Origin of the sequence: uncultured Paracoccus sp., assembly GCF_947487305.1 — a bacterium.
GTDB lineage: Bacteria > Pseudomonadota > Alphaproteobacteria > Rhodobacterales > Rhodobacteraceae > Paracoccus.
This window is the reverse complement of sequence record NZ_CANKWH010000028.1, coordinates 13,248-27,203: the sequence shown is the minus strand read 5'-3', so window position 1 is coordinate 27,203 and position 13,956 is coordinate 13,248. Positions and strand designations below refer to the sequence as shown.

13 protein-coding genes are annotated in these 13,956 nt (G+C 64.2%); 7 read left to right on the top strand and 6 right to left on the bottom strand.

Translation table 11 applies throughout. The features are described 5' to 3' along the window. Both Q1A36_RS19610 and Q1A36_RS19605 read left to right on the top strand, forming a co-directional pair. On the top strand, positions 1 to 347 hold a 347-nt coding region (locus Q1A36_RS19610), incomplete at its 5' end, for a BsuBI/PstI family type II restriction endonuclease (protein WP_299847593.1). 5 nt (positions 348 to 352) lie between these two features. Further along, the gene (locus Q1A36_RS19605) at positions 353 to 919 is read left to right on the top strand and encodes a hypothetical protein (RefSeq protein ID WP_299847591.1); all 567 of its coding nucleotides are present in this window, start codon (positions 353 to 355) and stop codon (positions 917 to 919) included. 216 nt (positions 920 to 1,135) lie between these two features. On the opposite strand, the gene Q1A36_RS19600 is transcribed toward Q1A36_RS19605, so the two are convergent. The 6 genes from Q1A36_RS19600 to Q1A36_RS19575 form a co-directional block, all read right to left on the bottom strand. Beyond that, complete coding sequence (locus Q1A36_RS19600; RefSeq protein WP_299847589.1) at positions 1,136 to 2,995, bottom strand: ABC transporter ATP-binding protein; 1,860 nt, start codon at positions 2,993 to 2,995, stop codon at positions 1,136 to 1,138. Between the two features lies 1 nt (position 2,996). Further along, the gene (locus Q1A36_RS19595; protein WP_101751598.1) at positions 2,997 to 4,034 is read right to left on the bottom strand and encodes an oligopeptide/dipeptide ABC transporter ATP-binding protein; all 1,038 of its coding nucleotides are present in this window, start codon (positions 4,032 to 4,034) and stop codon (positions 2,997 to 2,999) included. Next, positions 4,031 to 5,137, bottom strand: a complete 1,107-nt coding sequence (locus Q1A36_RS19590; RefSeq protein ID WP_299847585.1) for an oligopeptide/dipeptide ABC transporter ATP-binding protein — start codon at positions 5,135 to 5,137, stop codon at positions 4,031 to 4,033. The genes Q1A36_RS19595 and Q1A36_RS19590 overlap by 4 nt, the downstream gene beginning before the upstream one ends. A 1-nt stretch (position 5,138) precedes the next feature. Further along, positions 5,139 to 6,044 carry an ABC transporter permease subunit gene (locus Q1A36_RS19585; RefSeq protein ID WP_299847599.1) on the bottom strand — a complete coding sequence of 302 codons (906 nt, stop codon included), beginning with the start codon at positions 6,042 to 6,044 and terminating at the stop codon, positions 5,139 to 5,141. 24 nt (positions 6,045 to 6,068) lie between these two features. Next, positions 6,069 to 6,992 carry an oligopeptide ABC transporter permease OppB gene (oppB, locus tag Q1A36_RS19580; RefSeq protein ID WP_101751596.1) on the bottom strand — a complete coding sequence of 308 codons (924 nt, stop codon included), beginning with the start codon at positions 6,990 to 6,992 and terminating at the stop codon, positions 6,069 to 6,071. A gap of 116 nt (positions 6,993 to 7,108) precedes the next feature. Continuing rightward, positions 7,109 to 8,713: a peptide ABC transporter substrate-binding protein gene (locus tag Q1A36_RS19575; protein ID WP_299847582.1), complete on the bottom strand. Its 1,605-nt coding sequence runs from the start codon at positions 8,711 to 8,713 to the stop codon at positions 7,109 to 7,111. Between the two features lie 125 nt (positions 8,714 to 8,838). Here Q1A36_RS19575 and cobU point away from each other — a divergent pair, with 125 nt between their 5' ends. From cobU to Q1A36_RS19550, 5 genes are all read left to right on the top strand, one after another. Next, positions 8,839 to 9,366: a bifunctional adenosylcobinamide kinase/adenosylcobinamide-phosphate guanylyltransferase gene (gene cobU / locus Q1A36_RS19570; RefSeq protein WP_299847580.1), complete on the top strand. Its 528-nt coding sequence runs from the start codon at positions 8,839 to 8,841 to the stop codon at positions 9,364 to 9,366. Beyond that, a complete protein-coding gene (gene cobT, locus Q1A36_RS19565; protein ID WP_299847578.1) occupies positions 9,353 to 10,306 on the top strand; it encodes a nicotinate-nucleotide--dimethylbenzimidazole phosphoribosyltransferase in 954 nt (317 codons plus the stop codon). The genes cobU and cobT overlap by 14 nt, the downstream gene beginning before the upstream one ends. Before the next feature lie 23 nt (positions 10,307 to 10,329). Further along, entirely contained in the window at positions 10,330 to 11,070 is a 741-nt protein-coding gene (cobS, locus tag Q1A36_RS19560) for an adenosylcobinamide-GDP ribazoletransferase (RefSeq protein WP_299847575.1), read from the top strand. A gap of 132 nt (positions 11,071 to 11,202) precedes the next feature. Beyond that, positions 11,203 to 11,832 carry a TRAP transporter small permease subunit gene (locus Q1A36_RS19555; protein WP_299847574.1) on the top strand — a complete coding sequence of 210 codons (630 nt, stop codon included), beginning with the start codon at positions 11,203 to 11,205 and terminating at the stop codon, positions 11,830 to 11,832. Then, the gene (locus Q1A36_RS19550) at positions 11,832 to 13,826 is read left to right on the top strand and encodes a TRAP transporter large permease subunit (RefSeq protein WP_299847597.1); all 1,995 of its coding nucleotides are present in this window, start codon (positions 11,832 to 11,834) and stop codon (positions 13,824 to 13,826) included. Before Q1A36_RS19555 ends, Q1A36_RS19550 begins: the two co-directional genes overlap by 1 nt. Positions 13,827 to 13,956: the final 130 nt, after the last annotated feature.

Here is a 13,956-nt window from a genome sequence, read left to right as displayed (position 1 = left end):
AGGTTGGTTCTCGCAACCCGACCCTACCGGGAAACCCGATGGCCACCGCAAGCTACACCACGTCCATGGACGTCACCCACTTCACAGCGAAAAACTGGCTGCTACTGGTGGAGTCTGTTACCAGTCACGGCCCAGTCGATGGGAAGCGCCACGCCGAACTCGCCAAACTCTTTGCCGGATCCAAGGCCGGTCTGGTCTATGTGACCGCCTTCCCGAACCGAGCCGTCATGGGCCGCTATCTTGGCGAAATCGCTTGGGAGACCGAGGTATGGGTCGCTGACGCGCCGTCCCATTTAATCCACTTCAACGGGGTGCGGTTCCTTGGTCCATACACGATCGAGGGCTAAAGGCGATGACGAATAGCAAACTCCACCCGCAAGGTTGGATTTCTCTTGGCATCGAATCCAAGCATGAGGAGCGAGCCAAGCGAGTGCGGGCGGCGCGCGATCGTCTGTACGGGAACATCTACATCGAGGCGGCCACTGATGAGCGATGGGTGGGCGACTTGGGAGAGATAACTTTCAACTCGTGGCTCAACCACATGGGCATCCAGGGTTTCAAGTGGGTGCGGGACAATGCAGCGGGTCAACCAGACTTTGTGACGGCGCTGAACATCAGAATCGGGGTCAAGACTGTGAAACGCAAGGTGCCACCGAGAGAGGATTACACTGCCCAGATTACAGCCCGCCATGCAGAGGAACCCATAGATGAGTTTTTCTTCATGACTTACGAGATAGCCAAGCGCCGAATGTGGTTGCTGGGAGGCATAGACCGCAAACGTTTCCTGCAAGTAGCCCGATACTACGGCGCCGGTGAATCCGTTCATGACAACTACCAAGTTCGGGAGGGCCATGAAATTTACAACATCGAGATAGCCAGCCTTGCCTCCCCCAGTGAATGGATCGGGCGAATCACTTAGGCTCGTTAATATTCGAAAGCACTCGCAAGAAACACAAAATGGCTACTTAAAGCAGCGGTGGATGGGCTGAAATCCATCTTCTGCTGTTCGAGTGCTGAACCAAACTGTTGTAATGTTACAACTTTCTCCAGGCTAAGTTATTGGAATTACTGTATGTGGCCTCGCGACCTCGGGTACCAGCCCTATTTCACCGCAGAATCGAAGGGCAGCGCCCCTTCAGCGATAGCCCGCCGCCTGCAGCTCGAACAGGTCGCGATACCGCCCCGGCGCCGCCAGCAACTCGGCATGGGTGCCCTCGGCCTCGACCTGACCATCGGCCAGCACCAGGATGCGGTCGGCCATGCGCACGCTGCTGAAGCGGTGCGAGATCAGCACGGCGGTCTTGCCTGTCGACAACTCCTTGAAATGCTGGAACACCTCGAATTCCGAGCGCGCATCCAGCGCTGCCGTCGGCTCGTCGAGGATCAGCACCTGCGCATGGCGCATATAGGCCCGCGCAATGGCCAGTTTCTGCCATTCGCCCCCCGACAGGTCGACGCCACGGGCGAATTGCTTGCCGACCATCTGCTCATAGCCGGCGGGCAGTTTCGAAATCACCTGATCTGCGCCCGATTGCTGCGCCGCTGCCTCGATCCGCGGCAGATCCCCGCGCGCCTCGATGCGGCCGACGGCGATATTGTCCGCCGCGCTCATCGCGTAGCGGACGAAATCCTGGAAGATCACCCCCATGGCCGCGCGCAGCTGGTCGAGGTCATAATCCCTGAGATCGCGGCCATCCAAGAAGATGCGCCCCTCGTCGGGGTCGTAGAGCCGGGCCAGCAGCTTGACCAGCGTGGTCTTGCCCGCACCGTTCTCGCCCACCAGCGCCAGCGTCTCGCCCGCGCGCAGCGTGAAGCTGAGGTTCCGGACCGCCCACCGCTCGGCATTCGGGTAGCGAAAGCCGACATTCTCGAAGGTGAAGCCCTGACGGATCGGATCGGGGACGGGCAGGGGATCGGCGGGCGAGGCGATCTCGGGCAGCTCGTTGAAATAGTCGAAGAGATCGTCCAGCCGCAGTGCCTGTGACGCCATGCCCGAAAAGCCCGACAGCACGCCCTCCAGCAAGCCGCGCAGACGCAGAAAGCTGCCAGACAGGAAGGTCAGGTCGCCGATGGACAACACGCCGCTGAGGGTCGCGCCGATGATCCATAGGTAAGCGCCGTAATAGGACAGCGTGCCGAAGCCGGTCAGCAGCGCCATCCAGAGGAGTTGCCGGCGCAGGATGCCGCGATTCTCGGCATAGAAGCGCTGCGACAGGTCGGCGAAGCGGTCGCGCAGGAAGCCGTTCAGCGCGAAGATCTTCACTTCCTTGGCCGATTCCGCGCTGGCGCCGACCATGCGCAGGTAATCCATCTCGCGCCGCTCGGCAGTGCGGCGATAGTTCATCGCATAGGTCAGCGCGTTGAAATGCGTCTCGCCCAGAAAGGCAGGGATCAGCGCGATCAGCAAAAGCACCACCAGCCAGGGATTGAAGATCACCAGACCGGCGGCAAAGCTGGCCACCGTCACCAGATCCTGCAGCAGCGCCATCATCTGGGTCAGCAGCGGGATGTTTCCGACGGTGATCCGCCGCGCCCGGTCGAGCTTGTCCTGAAAGGTGGCATCCTCGAAATCCTCGAGGTCCAGGTCGGCGGCATGGTCCATCACCCGGATCGACAGCGAGATGACCAGCCGTTCCTGCAACAGCGCGTTGGTATAGTTCACCCCGCGCCCCAAGAGGTCCGAGCCGAGCGCCAGCCCCAGTTCAGCGATGACCAGGAGCGACAGATAGCCGGCCAGCCCCGACTGCCACCAGTCGGTCAGGCTGCCCGGCGCAGTATCCAGCCCGATCAGCCGCACCACCTCGTCGATGATGAGCTTGCCGATCCACAGCATCGTGACCGGCATGATCGCCCGCACCAGCCTGAGCGCGATCATGATCGTGGTCAGGGCGGGGCTGGCCCGCCAGACCATGCGAATGAAGGCCGGGACGTTCTTCAGCGCCGCCCATCTTGCGGCATAGCTGACGGGCTGGCGCTGGTCGAAGTTGGGCGGCATGTCAGGCCGGCACGGGCCGGGCCTCGCGCGCCGCCACGGCGGCGATCTCGGCCTCGGTCAGCGGCCCGGGGAAGTGGCAGGCCACCTGATGACCCTCGCCCATCAGCGCCGGCACCTGCTCGGCACAGGCCGATTGGGCGCGGGGGCAGCGGGTGCGGAAGACGCAGCCCGAGGGCGGGTTCATCGGCGAGGGCAGATCACCCACCAGCGGCACCACCGATTTCTCGGCCTCGAGCACCGGATCGGGGATCGGCACCGCCGACAGAAGCGCCTGCGTATAGGGGTGCTGCGGGTTGGCATAAAGATCGTCGGAGGACGCGATCTCCATCACCTTGCCCAGATACATCACCAGCACCCGGTCGCTGATATGCTTCACCACCGCGAGGTCATGGGCGATGAAGATCAGCGCCAGCCCCAGTTCCTTCTGCAGCTTGATCAAAAGGTTGATGACCTGCGCCTGGATCGAGACATCCAGCGCCGATACCGGCTCGTCGCAGATGATCAGCTTCGGCTCGACGATCAGCGCGCGGGCGATGCCGATACGCTGGCACTGCCCGCCCGAAAACTCGTGCGGATAGCGGTTGATCTGGTTCGGCAGCAGACCGACCTTTTCCATCATCTCCTTGACGCGGGTCTTCACCTCGTCGCGCTTCAGGCCCGGGTGATGGGTGGTCAGCGGTTCGGCGATGATCTGGCCCACGGTCATCCGCGGGTTCAGACTGGCCAAGGGATCCTGGAACACCATCTGGATATCGGCGCGGTATTTCAGCATCTGGCGCGGGGTCATGCCGATCAGATCGGCCCCGTCGATCCATTCCGCCCGGCCGGTGGCCGGGGCAAGACCGATCAGCGCGCGGGCGAGCGTCGACTTGCCCGATCCGGATTCGCCCACGATTCCCAGCGTCTCGCCCGGTTTCAGCGCGAAATCCACGCCGCCCACCGCGCGCAACTGGCGCGGCAGGGCCCAGGGCATGTCGCCATCGCGGCGAATGTGGAAGGTGACCCGCAGGTCTTTCACATCGAGAAGTGGCTTGGTCATTGCTTCACCTCGCTGTCGGTTCCGGCCATGCCGGCGCCGGCGATGATTTCCACGGGCAGATCGCCCTCGGGTGCCTCCTCCACCGCTTCGGCGGCGGCGGGTTCATCGGCCGAGAGGATGACGGTCTCGCGCCGGGCGCGGACATCGGCGACCGTGGCGAAACAGGCCCGCGCCCGGTCGGCGTCGAAGAGGTCGAGCACCGGGTCCTCGCCGGCACAGCGCGCCAGCCGATAGGGACAGCGCGGCTCGAACGCGCAGCCGGCGGGCGGGTGGTTCATGTTCGGCGGCGAGCCGGGAATGGCCGAGAGCTCGTCCCCCTCCTGATCGACGCGCGGGATCGTGGCCAGCAGCCCCTGCGTATAGGGATGGGTCGGATCGGCAAAGATCGGCCCGACCGGCGCGGATTCGCGGATGCGCCCGCCATACATGACCGCCACCCGCTCGGCCGACCCGGCGATGACGCCGAGATCATGGGTGATGAGGATCATCGCCATGCCGAACTCGCGCTGCAACTCGGCCAGAAGCTGCATGATCTGCGCCTGCACCGTCACGTCGAGCGCGGTGGTCGGCTCGTCCGCGATCAGAAGCTGCGGGCGACACAACAGCGCCATGGCGATCATCACCCGCTGCCGCATCCCGCCCGAGAACTCGTGCGGGTAAAGCCGTATCCGGCCCTGCGCGTCGGGGATTTTCACCGCGTCCAGCATCCGCACGGATTCGGCCACGGCGTCGCGTTTCGACATGCCCTTGTGCAGCGTCAGCACCTCGGCCATCTGGTCGGCCACGCGCATATAGGGGTTCAGCGAGGTCATCGGGTCCTGGAAGATCATCGCGATCTTCTCGGCCCGGATCTTGTTCAGCACCTTGGGCGCGGCGTTCAGGATCTCCTGCCCGTCGAACTTGACGCTGCCCGAGGCGCGGCCGTTCTTGGCCAGCAGCCCCATCAGGGCGAAGGACAGTTGCGACTTGCCGCTGCCCGATTCGCCGACGATGCCAAGGCTGTCGCCCGGCTCGACATCCAGGTTGATGCCATTGACCGCCTTCACCTCGCCATCATTGGTTGCGAAGCGGACGTTCAGATCCCTGATTTCCAGCAATGCCATGTCAGCGGTCCTTCGGATCAAGGGCGTCCCGCAGGCCATCGCCCACGAAGAAGAAGCCGAACAGAGTGATGCAGAAGAAGAACAGCGGGAAGGCAAGCTGCCAGAGCGTGCCATAGTTCATCGTGCCGGCCCCTTCCGAGATCAGCGCGCCCCAGCTGGTCAGCGGTTCCTGCACGCCGAGGCCAAGGAAGCTGATGAAGCTTTCGGTCAGGATCATCAGCGGCACCAGAAGTGTCGCATAGACCGCCACGACGCCCAACAGGTTCGGCACGATATGGCGCAGCACGATCTTCCAGCTGGGAACGCCGGTGGCGCGTGCGGCCTCGATATATTCGCGGTTCTTCAGCGTCAGGGTCTGGCCGCGCACGATGCGGCTCATGTCCAGCCACGAGATCAGGCCGATGCCCAGAAACAGCATCCCGATCGAACGGCCGAAGATGACCAGCAGCAGGATCAGCACGAACATGTAGGGGATCGACATCAGGATATCGACGGTGCGCATCATGATCTGGTCGGTGCGCCCGCCGACATAGCCGGCGGTGGCGCCGTAAAGCGTGCCGACGATCACCGCGATGGCGGCGCCGACGATGCCGACCATCAGGCTGATGCCGGTGCCCTGCACGGTGCGGGCATAGACATCGCGGCCCAGGTCGTCGGTGCCGAAATAATGGCCCGAGGCGATCGAGGGCATCCCCAGCTCGCGCACCTGGCCCATGACGTTGTAATCCAGTTCCTCGTTCGACCAGGCGGCGAAATGCGCGCCGAAGAGGGCGAACAGCGCGACAAGGATCAGGATGACCAACCCGGCCATCGCCGCCTTGTTGCGGACGAAGCGTTTGCGGGCATCGGCCCAGGGGCTGCGGCCCTTTACCTCATGTTCGACCATGCGGCTGGCCAGACTTTGCATCTTGGCTTGCTCAATCACCATGGCTCAATACCTGATTTTCGGGTCGATCCACGCATAGAGGATATCGACGATGAGGTTGAAGAGAATGGTCAGCGCGCCCACCAGAATGGTCACGCCCATCATCACGGCATAGTCGCGGTTCAGCGCGGAATCGACGAAGGCGCGGCCGATGCCGCCGGTCGAGAAATAGATGTCGATGACGACAGAGCCGGTGATCATCGAGACGAAAACCGGGCCGAGATAGCTGATGACCGGAAGCAGCGCGGGCTTCAGCGCATGGCGCAGGATCACCCGGCTTTCGGGCATCCCCTTGGCGCGGGCGGTGCGGATGTGGTTCGAGCTCAGCACTTCCAGCATCGACGAACGGGTGATCCGGGCCACCGATGCCATGTAGCTGGTCCCCAGCGCCACGACGGGCATCACCCAGAAACTCGGGTCCGAGAAGCTCCAGCCGCCGCCGGGCAGCCATTTGAACCAGAGCGTGAAGATCAGCACGAGGATCGGCGCCATGACGAAGTTCGGCAGAACCTGCGCGCCGATGGCGGTGCCCACGGCCAGGTAATCAAGCCAGGTGTTGTGGCGGATCGCGGCGGCAGAGCCGAGCGCGATGCCGACCACGGCGGCCAGCGCGAAGGCGAGGAAGCCATAGGTCATGGTGATCGGGAAACCGTCGGCGATCAGCTTGTTCACCGTCAGGTCGGGATAGACGAAGCTGGGGCCGAAATCGAAATGCAGCACCACGCTTTTCAGATAGTTCCAGAGCTGCACCAGCAGCGGGTCATCCAGCCCGTACTTGGCCTCGAGATTGGCCAGCACCTGCGGCGGCAGCGAGCGTTCGCCGGTGAAAGGACCGCCGGGCGCGGCGTGCATCAGCAAAAACGAGAAAATAATCAACAGCAGCAGCGTCGGAATCGCCACCGCCAATCGTCGCAGGATATAGCCGAACATCGGACCTCCCCTTCCTCAATCGGATTTTCTTGGATCGAAGCGTGCGACCATGCTCCGGGAGGGGGGAAACCCCTCCCGGTCAGGTCACAGACGACGAATGTGGATCATTCAGCGCGTCACTGGGCGACGCGATACATGTCCTTGGCGTACCAGTTGTCCATCACGTTCTCATAGGGAACGCCGCGCAGATCGGAATTGACGATCTGGGCATTGGCGTAGTGATAGACCGGCACATAGGGCAGTTCGGCGGCCAGGATCTGTTCGGCCTGCTTGTAGAGCTCGGCCGGGTTGTCCGAGGTCTTGGCATCGGCCAAGAGCTTGTCGAACTCGGCATTCGACCATTTGCCGCTGTTGTAGCCGTCGGTGCGGAACCAGTCGAGGAAGGTCGAGGCTTCGTTGTAATCGCCGCACCAGGCATAGCGGGCGACCTCGAAGTCCTGGTTTTGCAGGCGGTCGGTATGCACCTTCCATTCCACGTTGTTCAGCGTCGCATCGACGCCGAGACCTTTCCAGAACTGCTGCACCGCGACCGCCAGCTTCTTGTGGTCGTCCGAGGTGTTGTACTGGATGGTCAGTTTCAGCGGATTGTCGGGACCATAGCCGGCCTCGGCCAGCAGCGCCTTGGCCTTTTCGAGGCGTTCGGGCTGGGTCATCGACGCCATGGCGATCTCGGGGGCCTCGAAGCCCTCGATGGCCCAGTGGGTCCAGTAATAGGCCGGGGTCTGGCCGCCTTGCAGGATCTTGTCGACGATGATGTCGCGGTCGACGGCCAGCGCCAGTGCTTCACGCACCCTTATATCCTTCAGTGCCTCGGGGCCCTTGTCCGAGAGGTTGAAGATATAGGCATAGGAGCAAGCCTGCGGCGAGGTGCTGGCCTGATCCGGGTATTCCTGCTTCAGGCGCGGATATTGCCCGGCCGGCAGACGGTTATACCAGTCCAGCTCGCCCGCGAGATAGCGGGTCAGCGCGACGTTCTGGTCGTTCACGGTGATGAAATCGACCTTGGTGATGATGGTATTGGCCGCATCCCAGTACTGGTCGTTCTTCGACACCACCAGGTTCACGCCCAGATCATGGCTGTCCAGCTTGTAGGCGCCGTTGCCGACCAGGTTGCCGGGCTGGGTCCAGTTGTCACCGAATTCCTCGACCACTTTCTGGTTCACAGGGAAGGTGGTGGTGTGGCTCAGCGTCTTGATGAAATAGGGGGTGGGGGCCGACAGCTTGACCTCGAAGGTCTTGTCGTCCAGCGCCTTCACGCCCAGCTGGTCCGGCGCCATCTCGCCCTTCACCACGGCGGTGGCGTTGACGATGTTCATCAGCTCCATGAACCAGGCGTATTCCGAGGCGGTCGCCGGATTGACGGCACGCTGCCAGCCATAGACGAAGTCATTCGCCGTGACCGGGTCGCCGTTCGACCATTTGGCGTCGCGCAGCTTGAACGTGTAGGTCAGGCCGTCTTCGCTGACCTCATAGCTTTCGGCGGCACCGGGCACCATCGCGCCCTTGGCATCCTCGTTCATCAGGCCTTCGAAGACCTGCGACAGCACATAGGAGCCGCTTTTGTCGGTGTTCTTGTGTGGGTCCATCGACTTGATCGCGTCGAGAATCCAGAAGTTCAGCTCTTGGTTGTCGGCCAGCGTGTCGCCCTCGGCGACCTGCGCGGCGTGAACCGGCATGGCCAGCGCCAGTGCTAGCGCGGTGGTTGCAAGAAATTTTGTCATTGGTATTTCTCCCTGTCTTGCCACGGCGGAAATTGCGCCGAATTCGACAGAAAATAGGTCAATGACGACACAGGTAAAGCACTTTGTCCTTCAACTTGCACCCGGGTTATGAAACATCACGCGGCATGGTTAAACGCGCAATGATAGTTCTTGTGACGGGGGGTGCGCGGTCAGGAAAATCCGCACTCGCCGAAAGGTTGACCAGGCGGAATGCCGAATCGGCGGTCTATATCGCCACCGCCGAGCCCCGCGATGACGAGATGTCGGCGCGAATCGCGCATCATATAGCGCGCCGTGGCGCTGGCTGGCACACGGTCGAGGCGCCGCGCGATCTGGCGGGGGCGCTCATGGCGACGGACGGGCAGGGGCCGCGACTGGTCGATTGCCTGACACTCTGGCTGGCCAATTGCGGCACGGATGCCGATATCGACGGGCTGGTCGAAGTGCTGAAGCGCCAGCGCGATCCGGTGGTGCTGGTGACGAATGAACTCGGCGGGGGAATTGTGCCCGACAATGCCCTTGCGCGCGACTTCCGCGACCGGCATGGCTGGATGAATCAGGCCGTGGCCGAGGCCGCCGATCAGGTCTGGATGGCGGTCTGCGGCCAACCCCTGCGCCTGAAACCTGCACGAGAGAATGATGACTTCCTTTGACGAAACCGCCGCAGCAGCAGCACGCGCCCGGCAGAACAGCCTGACGAAACCCCCCGGCTCGCTCGGTCGGCTTGAAGAGCTGGCGGTGTTCCTTGCCGGCTGGCAGGGGCGCGAACGGCCCCGGCTGGATCGCGCACAGGCGGTGGTCTTTGCCGGCAATCACGGGATCGTGGCGCAGGGTGTGAACCCGTTCCCGGCCGAGGTGACGGCGCTGATGGTGCAGAACTTCCGTGCGGGCGGTGCGGCGATCAACCAGCTTTGCGCCGTCGCCGGTGCCGAGCTGACCGTGCTGCCGCTGAGGCTGGAAAGCCCGACCGCCGATTTCACCCAAGGCCCGGCGATGTCCCCGGAAGAGGTAGCCGAGGCCATGCAGGCCGGCGCTGATGCGGTGGACCCCGAGGCAGACATCCTGCTCTTGGGCGAAATGGGAATCGGCAATTCCACCGTGGCGGCGGCGCTTGCAGCCGCCACCTTCGACGGTTGGGTCGAGGATTGGGTCGGTCCCGGCACCGGTGCGACCTCCGAAGTGATGGAGCGCAAGGTCAAGGCGGTGGCCGCAGGGCTTGCGCGCCACAAGCCCGCCGATACCCGCGCCACGCTGGCCGCGTTTGGCGGGCGCGAGCAAGCGGCGATCTGCGGCGCGATCCTGCGCGCGCGGGCGTTGCGCATCCCGGTCATCCTCGACGGCTTCATCTGCACCGCCGCCGCCGCCGTGCTGACCCGCGACGATCCCGAGGCGCTGGCCCATTGCCTGATCGGCCATGAAAGCGTCGAGCCGGGCCATCACCGGCTGATCGCGGCGCTGGGGATGCGACCGGTCCTGTCGCTGGACATGCGCTTGGGCGAGGGCTCGGGCGCGGCGGTGGCGCTGATGGTGCTGCGGGGGGCTGTTGCCTGCCATAATGGCATGGCGACCTTTGCCGAGGCCGGCATCGGCTGAGGCACGAGCGGAGGGGGCATTCCATGCGGCCTGCCGATCTGAAGAACCAGCTGGTGCTGGCGCTGGTCTTTCTGACCCGGATGCCACTTGGCGGTCTCTTGCCCGAGCGCGAGGTGCCGCTGATGCACTCGCTCTGGGCCTTTCCGCTGGCCGGCGCGCTGGTCGGCGCGGTTTCGGCGCTGCCGCTGATGTTGCTGCCGGGGCCGCCCCTGGTGCTGGCGACGCTGGCGGTCTTGCTGGCGATCTGGTTGACAGGCGGGTTGCACGAGGACGGGCTCGCGGATTTCACCGATGGCATGGGCGGCGCAGACCGGGCCGAGCGGCTGAGGATCATGCGCGACCCCTATATCGGCAGCTACGGCACGCTGGCGCTGATCCTCTGCATTGTTCTGCGCGTGGTCAGCATCGCCGCCCTTGGTCCGCTGGCGCTGATCGGCGCGGCGGCGGGCGGGCGCGCGGCGATGGTGCTGGCGCTGACCATCCTGCCGCCCGCCCGTTCCGATGGGCTGGGCCGCGCGGCGGGGCGGCCGGGGAAAGGGCAGGCGCTGGTCTCCGGGTTGATCGGGCTGGCCGCGCTGGCGCTGTCCGGGCCGATGGCACTGGCCGGGCTGATTTGTCTCATCCTCGCCGCCGGGCTGGTCATCCGGCTGGCGCGCACGAGGCTGGGCGGGCAGACCGGTGACGTTCTGGGCACGGTTTCGGTGCTCGGCGAGACCGCCGCCCTGACCGCGATGGCTGTTTACGCTAGCAGGGCACTCGCCTGATACGCGATACGTGTTGACCCCTGCGCGGGCTGCGCATATCGGTTTTTTTAGTCACGGTCAGATCAACTGACCGGAGGCCGGTGCAGTCACTGCAATTATTGACGATCCGGCATATCAGGGGGAGTATCCGACATGGGCGGCCTTTTGGCCCTGTCTCGCGGCATCGACCGCATGAATACGATCATCGGGCGGTCAGTCTCTTGGCTGATCCTCATCGCGGTGCTGGTCAGCGCCATCAACGCCATCATCCGCAAGGTCTACAGCATCTCCTCCAACGCCTGGCTGGAACTGCAGTGGTATCTTTACGGCGGGGCCTTTCTGCTGGCGGCGGCCTACACGCTTCTGGAAAACGAGCATATCCGCATCGACATCCTCTACGGCCACTGGAAACGGCGGACGCAGCACTGGATCGACCTGATCGGGCATCTGTTCTTCCTGCTGCCCTTCTGCATCCTGTCGATCTGGCTGATCTGGCCCTGGCTGATGCGCTCCTATCGCGGCGGCGAGATGTCGATGAACGCGGGCGGGTTGATCCTCTGGCCGGCCAAGGCGCTGCTGCTGGCGGGCTTCGTCCTGCTGCTGATCCAGAGCATTTCCGAAATCATCAAGAAGATCGCGGTGATGCGCGGGATTATCCCCGATCCGCATCCCGATGCGGGCCACCATGCGCCGCTGGAGATCGACGACGCGCTGCTGCAAGACGCGGGCTTTGACGGCCCCGATCAGGCCGACCAGCCTGCCGGGAAGGAGACCCGCAAATGATCATGGAACTCATCGCGCAGAACATGGCGCCGATCATGTTCTTGTCGCTGATCATCTTCCTGCTGTTCGGCTACCCGGTCGCCTTCGCGCTGGCCGCCAACGGCCTTCTTTTCTTCGTCATCGGTGTCGAACTGGCGCCGCTCTCGGACGAGATCAACCTCAGCTGGCCGTTGCTTCGGGCCTTGCCCGAACGGTTCTTTGGCGGGGTGGTCGCCAACGAGACCTTACTTGCGGTGCCATTCTTCACCTTCATGGGCATCGTGCTGGAGAAATCCGGCATGGCCGAGGACCTGCTGGACACGATCGGCCAGCTGTTCGGGCCGATCCGTGGCGGTCTGGCCTATGCGGTGATCATCGTGGGCGCATTGCTCGCGGCGACGACCGGCGTGGTTGCGGCCTCGGTCATCGCCATGGGCCTCATCTCGCTGCCGATCATGCTGCGCTATGGCTATGATCGAAGGATCGCCTCGGGCGTGATCGCGGCCTCGGGCACATTGGCGCAGATCATCCCGCCGTCGCTGGTGCTGATCGTTCTGGCTGACCAGCTGGGCCGGTCCGTGGGCGACATGTACAAGGGCGCGCTTATCCCGGGTCTGGTGCTGACCGGCATCTACATGGGCTATGTCTTCGTCATGTCGATCATCCGCCCGCAGGCCCTGCCGGCGCTGCCGCCCGAGGCGCGCAAGCTGGGCTCGGGCGTGACCTCGCTTTTGGTGGCGCTGATCGCCACCGGGGCCATCGGCTACTTCGCCTGGCAATGGCTGCATCCGACCCATGGCTCGAATGCCGACATCCTTGCCGCCGCCATCGCGGTGATCGCGATCTACCTGGTCGCGGTGCTGGACAAGGGGTTGAAGATCGGGATCATGTCGCGGCTGGCGCAGCAGGTCATCATCGTGCTGATCCCGCCATTGGCGCTGATCTTCCTCGTCCTCGGCACCATCTTCCTCGGCATCGCCACGCCGACCGAAGGCGGCGCGATGGGCGCGGTGGGTGCGCTGGTGCTGGCGGCGGCCAAGCGGCGGCTGACCTTTGACGTGGTCAACCAGGCGCTGGCGGCGACGACGCGGCTTTCGGCCTTCGTCATGTTCATCCTGATCGGTGCGCGGGTCTTCTCGCTGACCTTCTATGGGGTGAACGGGCATATCTGGGTCGAGCATCTGCTGACGTCGCTTCCGGGCGGCGAGATGGGCTTCCTGATCGCGGTCTCGGTGCTGGTCTTCGTGCTGGCCTTCTTCCTCGACTTCTTCGAACTGGCCTTCATCATCGTGCCGCTGCTGGCGCCTGCCGCCGAAAGCCTTGGCATCGACCTGATCTGGTTCGGGGTGATCCTGGGGGTGAACATGCAGACCAGCTTCATGCACCCACCCTTCGGCTTCGCGCTGTTCTATCTGCGGTCGGTGGCTCCAAAAGCGCCCTATATCGACCGGCTGACCGGCAAGAAGATGGAGCCGGTGAAGACCAGCCAGATCTATTGGGGTGCGGTTCCCTTCGTCTGCATCCAGATCGTGATGATCGCGGTGGTGATCGCCTTCCCGGGCATGGTCATGCATTACAAGGGTGCGCCGGTCGACACCTCGAACGTGCAGATCCAAATCCCCGGCAGCTTCGGCAACCAGGGCGGAACCGATGGTCAATCGGGCGGTCTGGGTGGCCTTGGCGGGCTTGGGGGCCTGGGCGGTTCGCCCTTCGGCGCACCGGCTGGCGCACCGGCTAGCGGCGACGCGGGCACGGCGGCACCCTCGGGTGGCCTCGGCGGCGGGCTTGGTGGTCTGGGCGGAACGCCGAACTTCGGCGGCGCACCTGCACCGGCGCCTGCTCCGGCAGCCCCCGCAACCGATGCCCCGGCCGCGCCCGAGGCGGCGGCTCCGGTGGCACCGGAAGCGCCTGAAACGGCCCCTGCGGAACCGGCGGCACCTGCCGAACCGGCCCCGAGCGGCGGACTTGGCGGCGGGCTGGGAAGCCCACCGCCGGGACTGGGCGGCAACAACTGATCGCAAGAGGGCCGGGATTTTCCCGGCCCTTCCTTTTTGTCGCTCCCCGTCCCGCGCGCCCCGGAACCGGCCCATGAAAAAGGCCGCCGCGATCACTCGCGGCGGCCCGTTTTCTGTCCGAGGCTTGCGC

Coding starts and splice junctions, on each gene's coding strand:
- Q1A36_RS19575 (WP_299847582.1), bottom strand. CDS start 8,713: ATGACAAAATTTCTTGCAACCACCGCGCTAGCACTGGCGCTGGCCATG.
- Q1A36_RS19585 (WP_299847599.1), bottom strand. CDS start 6,044: ATGCAAAGTCTGGCCAGCCGCATGGTCGAACATGAGGTAAAGGGCCGC.
- Q1A36_RS19605 (WP_299847591.1), top strand. CDS start 353: ATGACGAATAGCAAACTCCACCCGCAAGGTTGGATTTCTCTTGGCATC.
- cobU (WP_299847580.1), top strand. CDS start 8,839: ATGGTTAAACGCGCAATGATAGTTCTTGTGACGGGGGGTGCGCGGTCA.
- Q1A36_RS19555 (WP_299847574.1), top strand. CDS start 11,203: ATGGGCGGCCTTTTGGCCCTGTCTCGCGGCATCGACCGCATGAATACG.
- Q1A36_RS19590 (WP_299847585.1), bottom strand. CDS start 5,137: ATGGCATTGCTGGAAATCAGGGATCTGAACGTCCGCTTCGCAACCAAT.
- cobS (WP_299847575.1), top strand. CDS start 10,330: ATGCGGCCTGCCGATCTGAAGAACCAGCTGGTGCTGGCGCTGGTCTTT.
- oppB (WP_101751596.1), bottom strand. CDS start 6,992: ATGTTCGGCTATATCCTGCGACGATTGGCGGTGGCGATTCCGACGCTG.
- cobT (WP_299847578.1), top strand. CDS start 9,353: ATGACTTCCTTTGACGAAACCGCCGCAGCAGCAGCACGCGCCCGGCAG.
- Q1A36_RS19600 (WP_299847589.1), bottom strand. CDS start 2,995: ATGCCGCCCAACTTCGACCAGCGCCAGCCCGTCAGCTATGCCGCAAGA.
- Q1A36_RS19595 (WP_101751598.1), bottom strand. CDS start 4,034: ATGACCAAGCCACTTCTCGATGTGAAAGACCTGCGGGTCACCTTCCAC.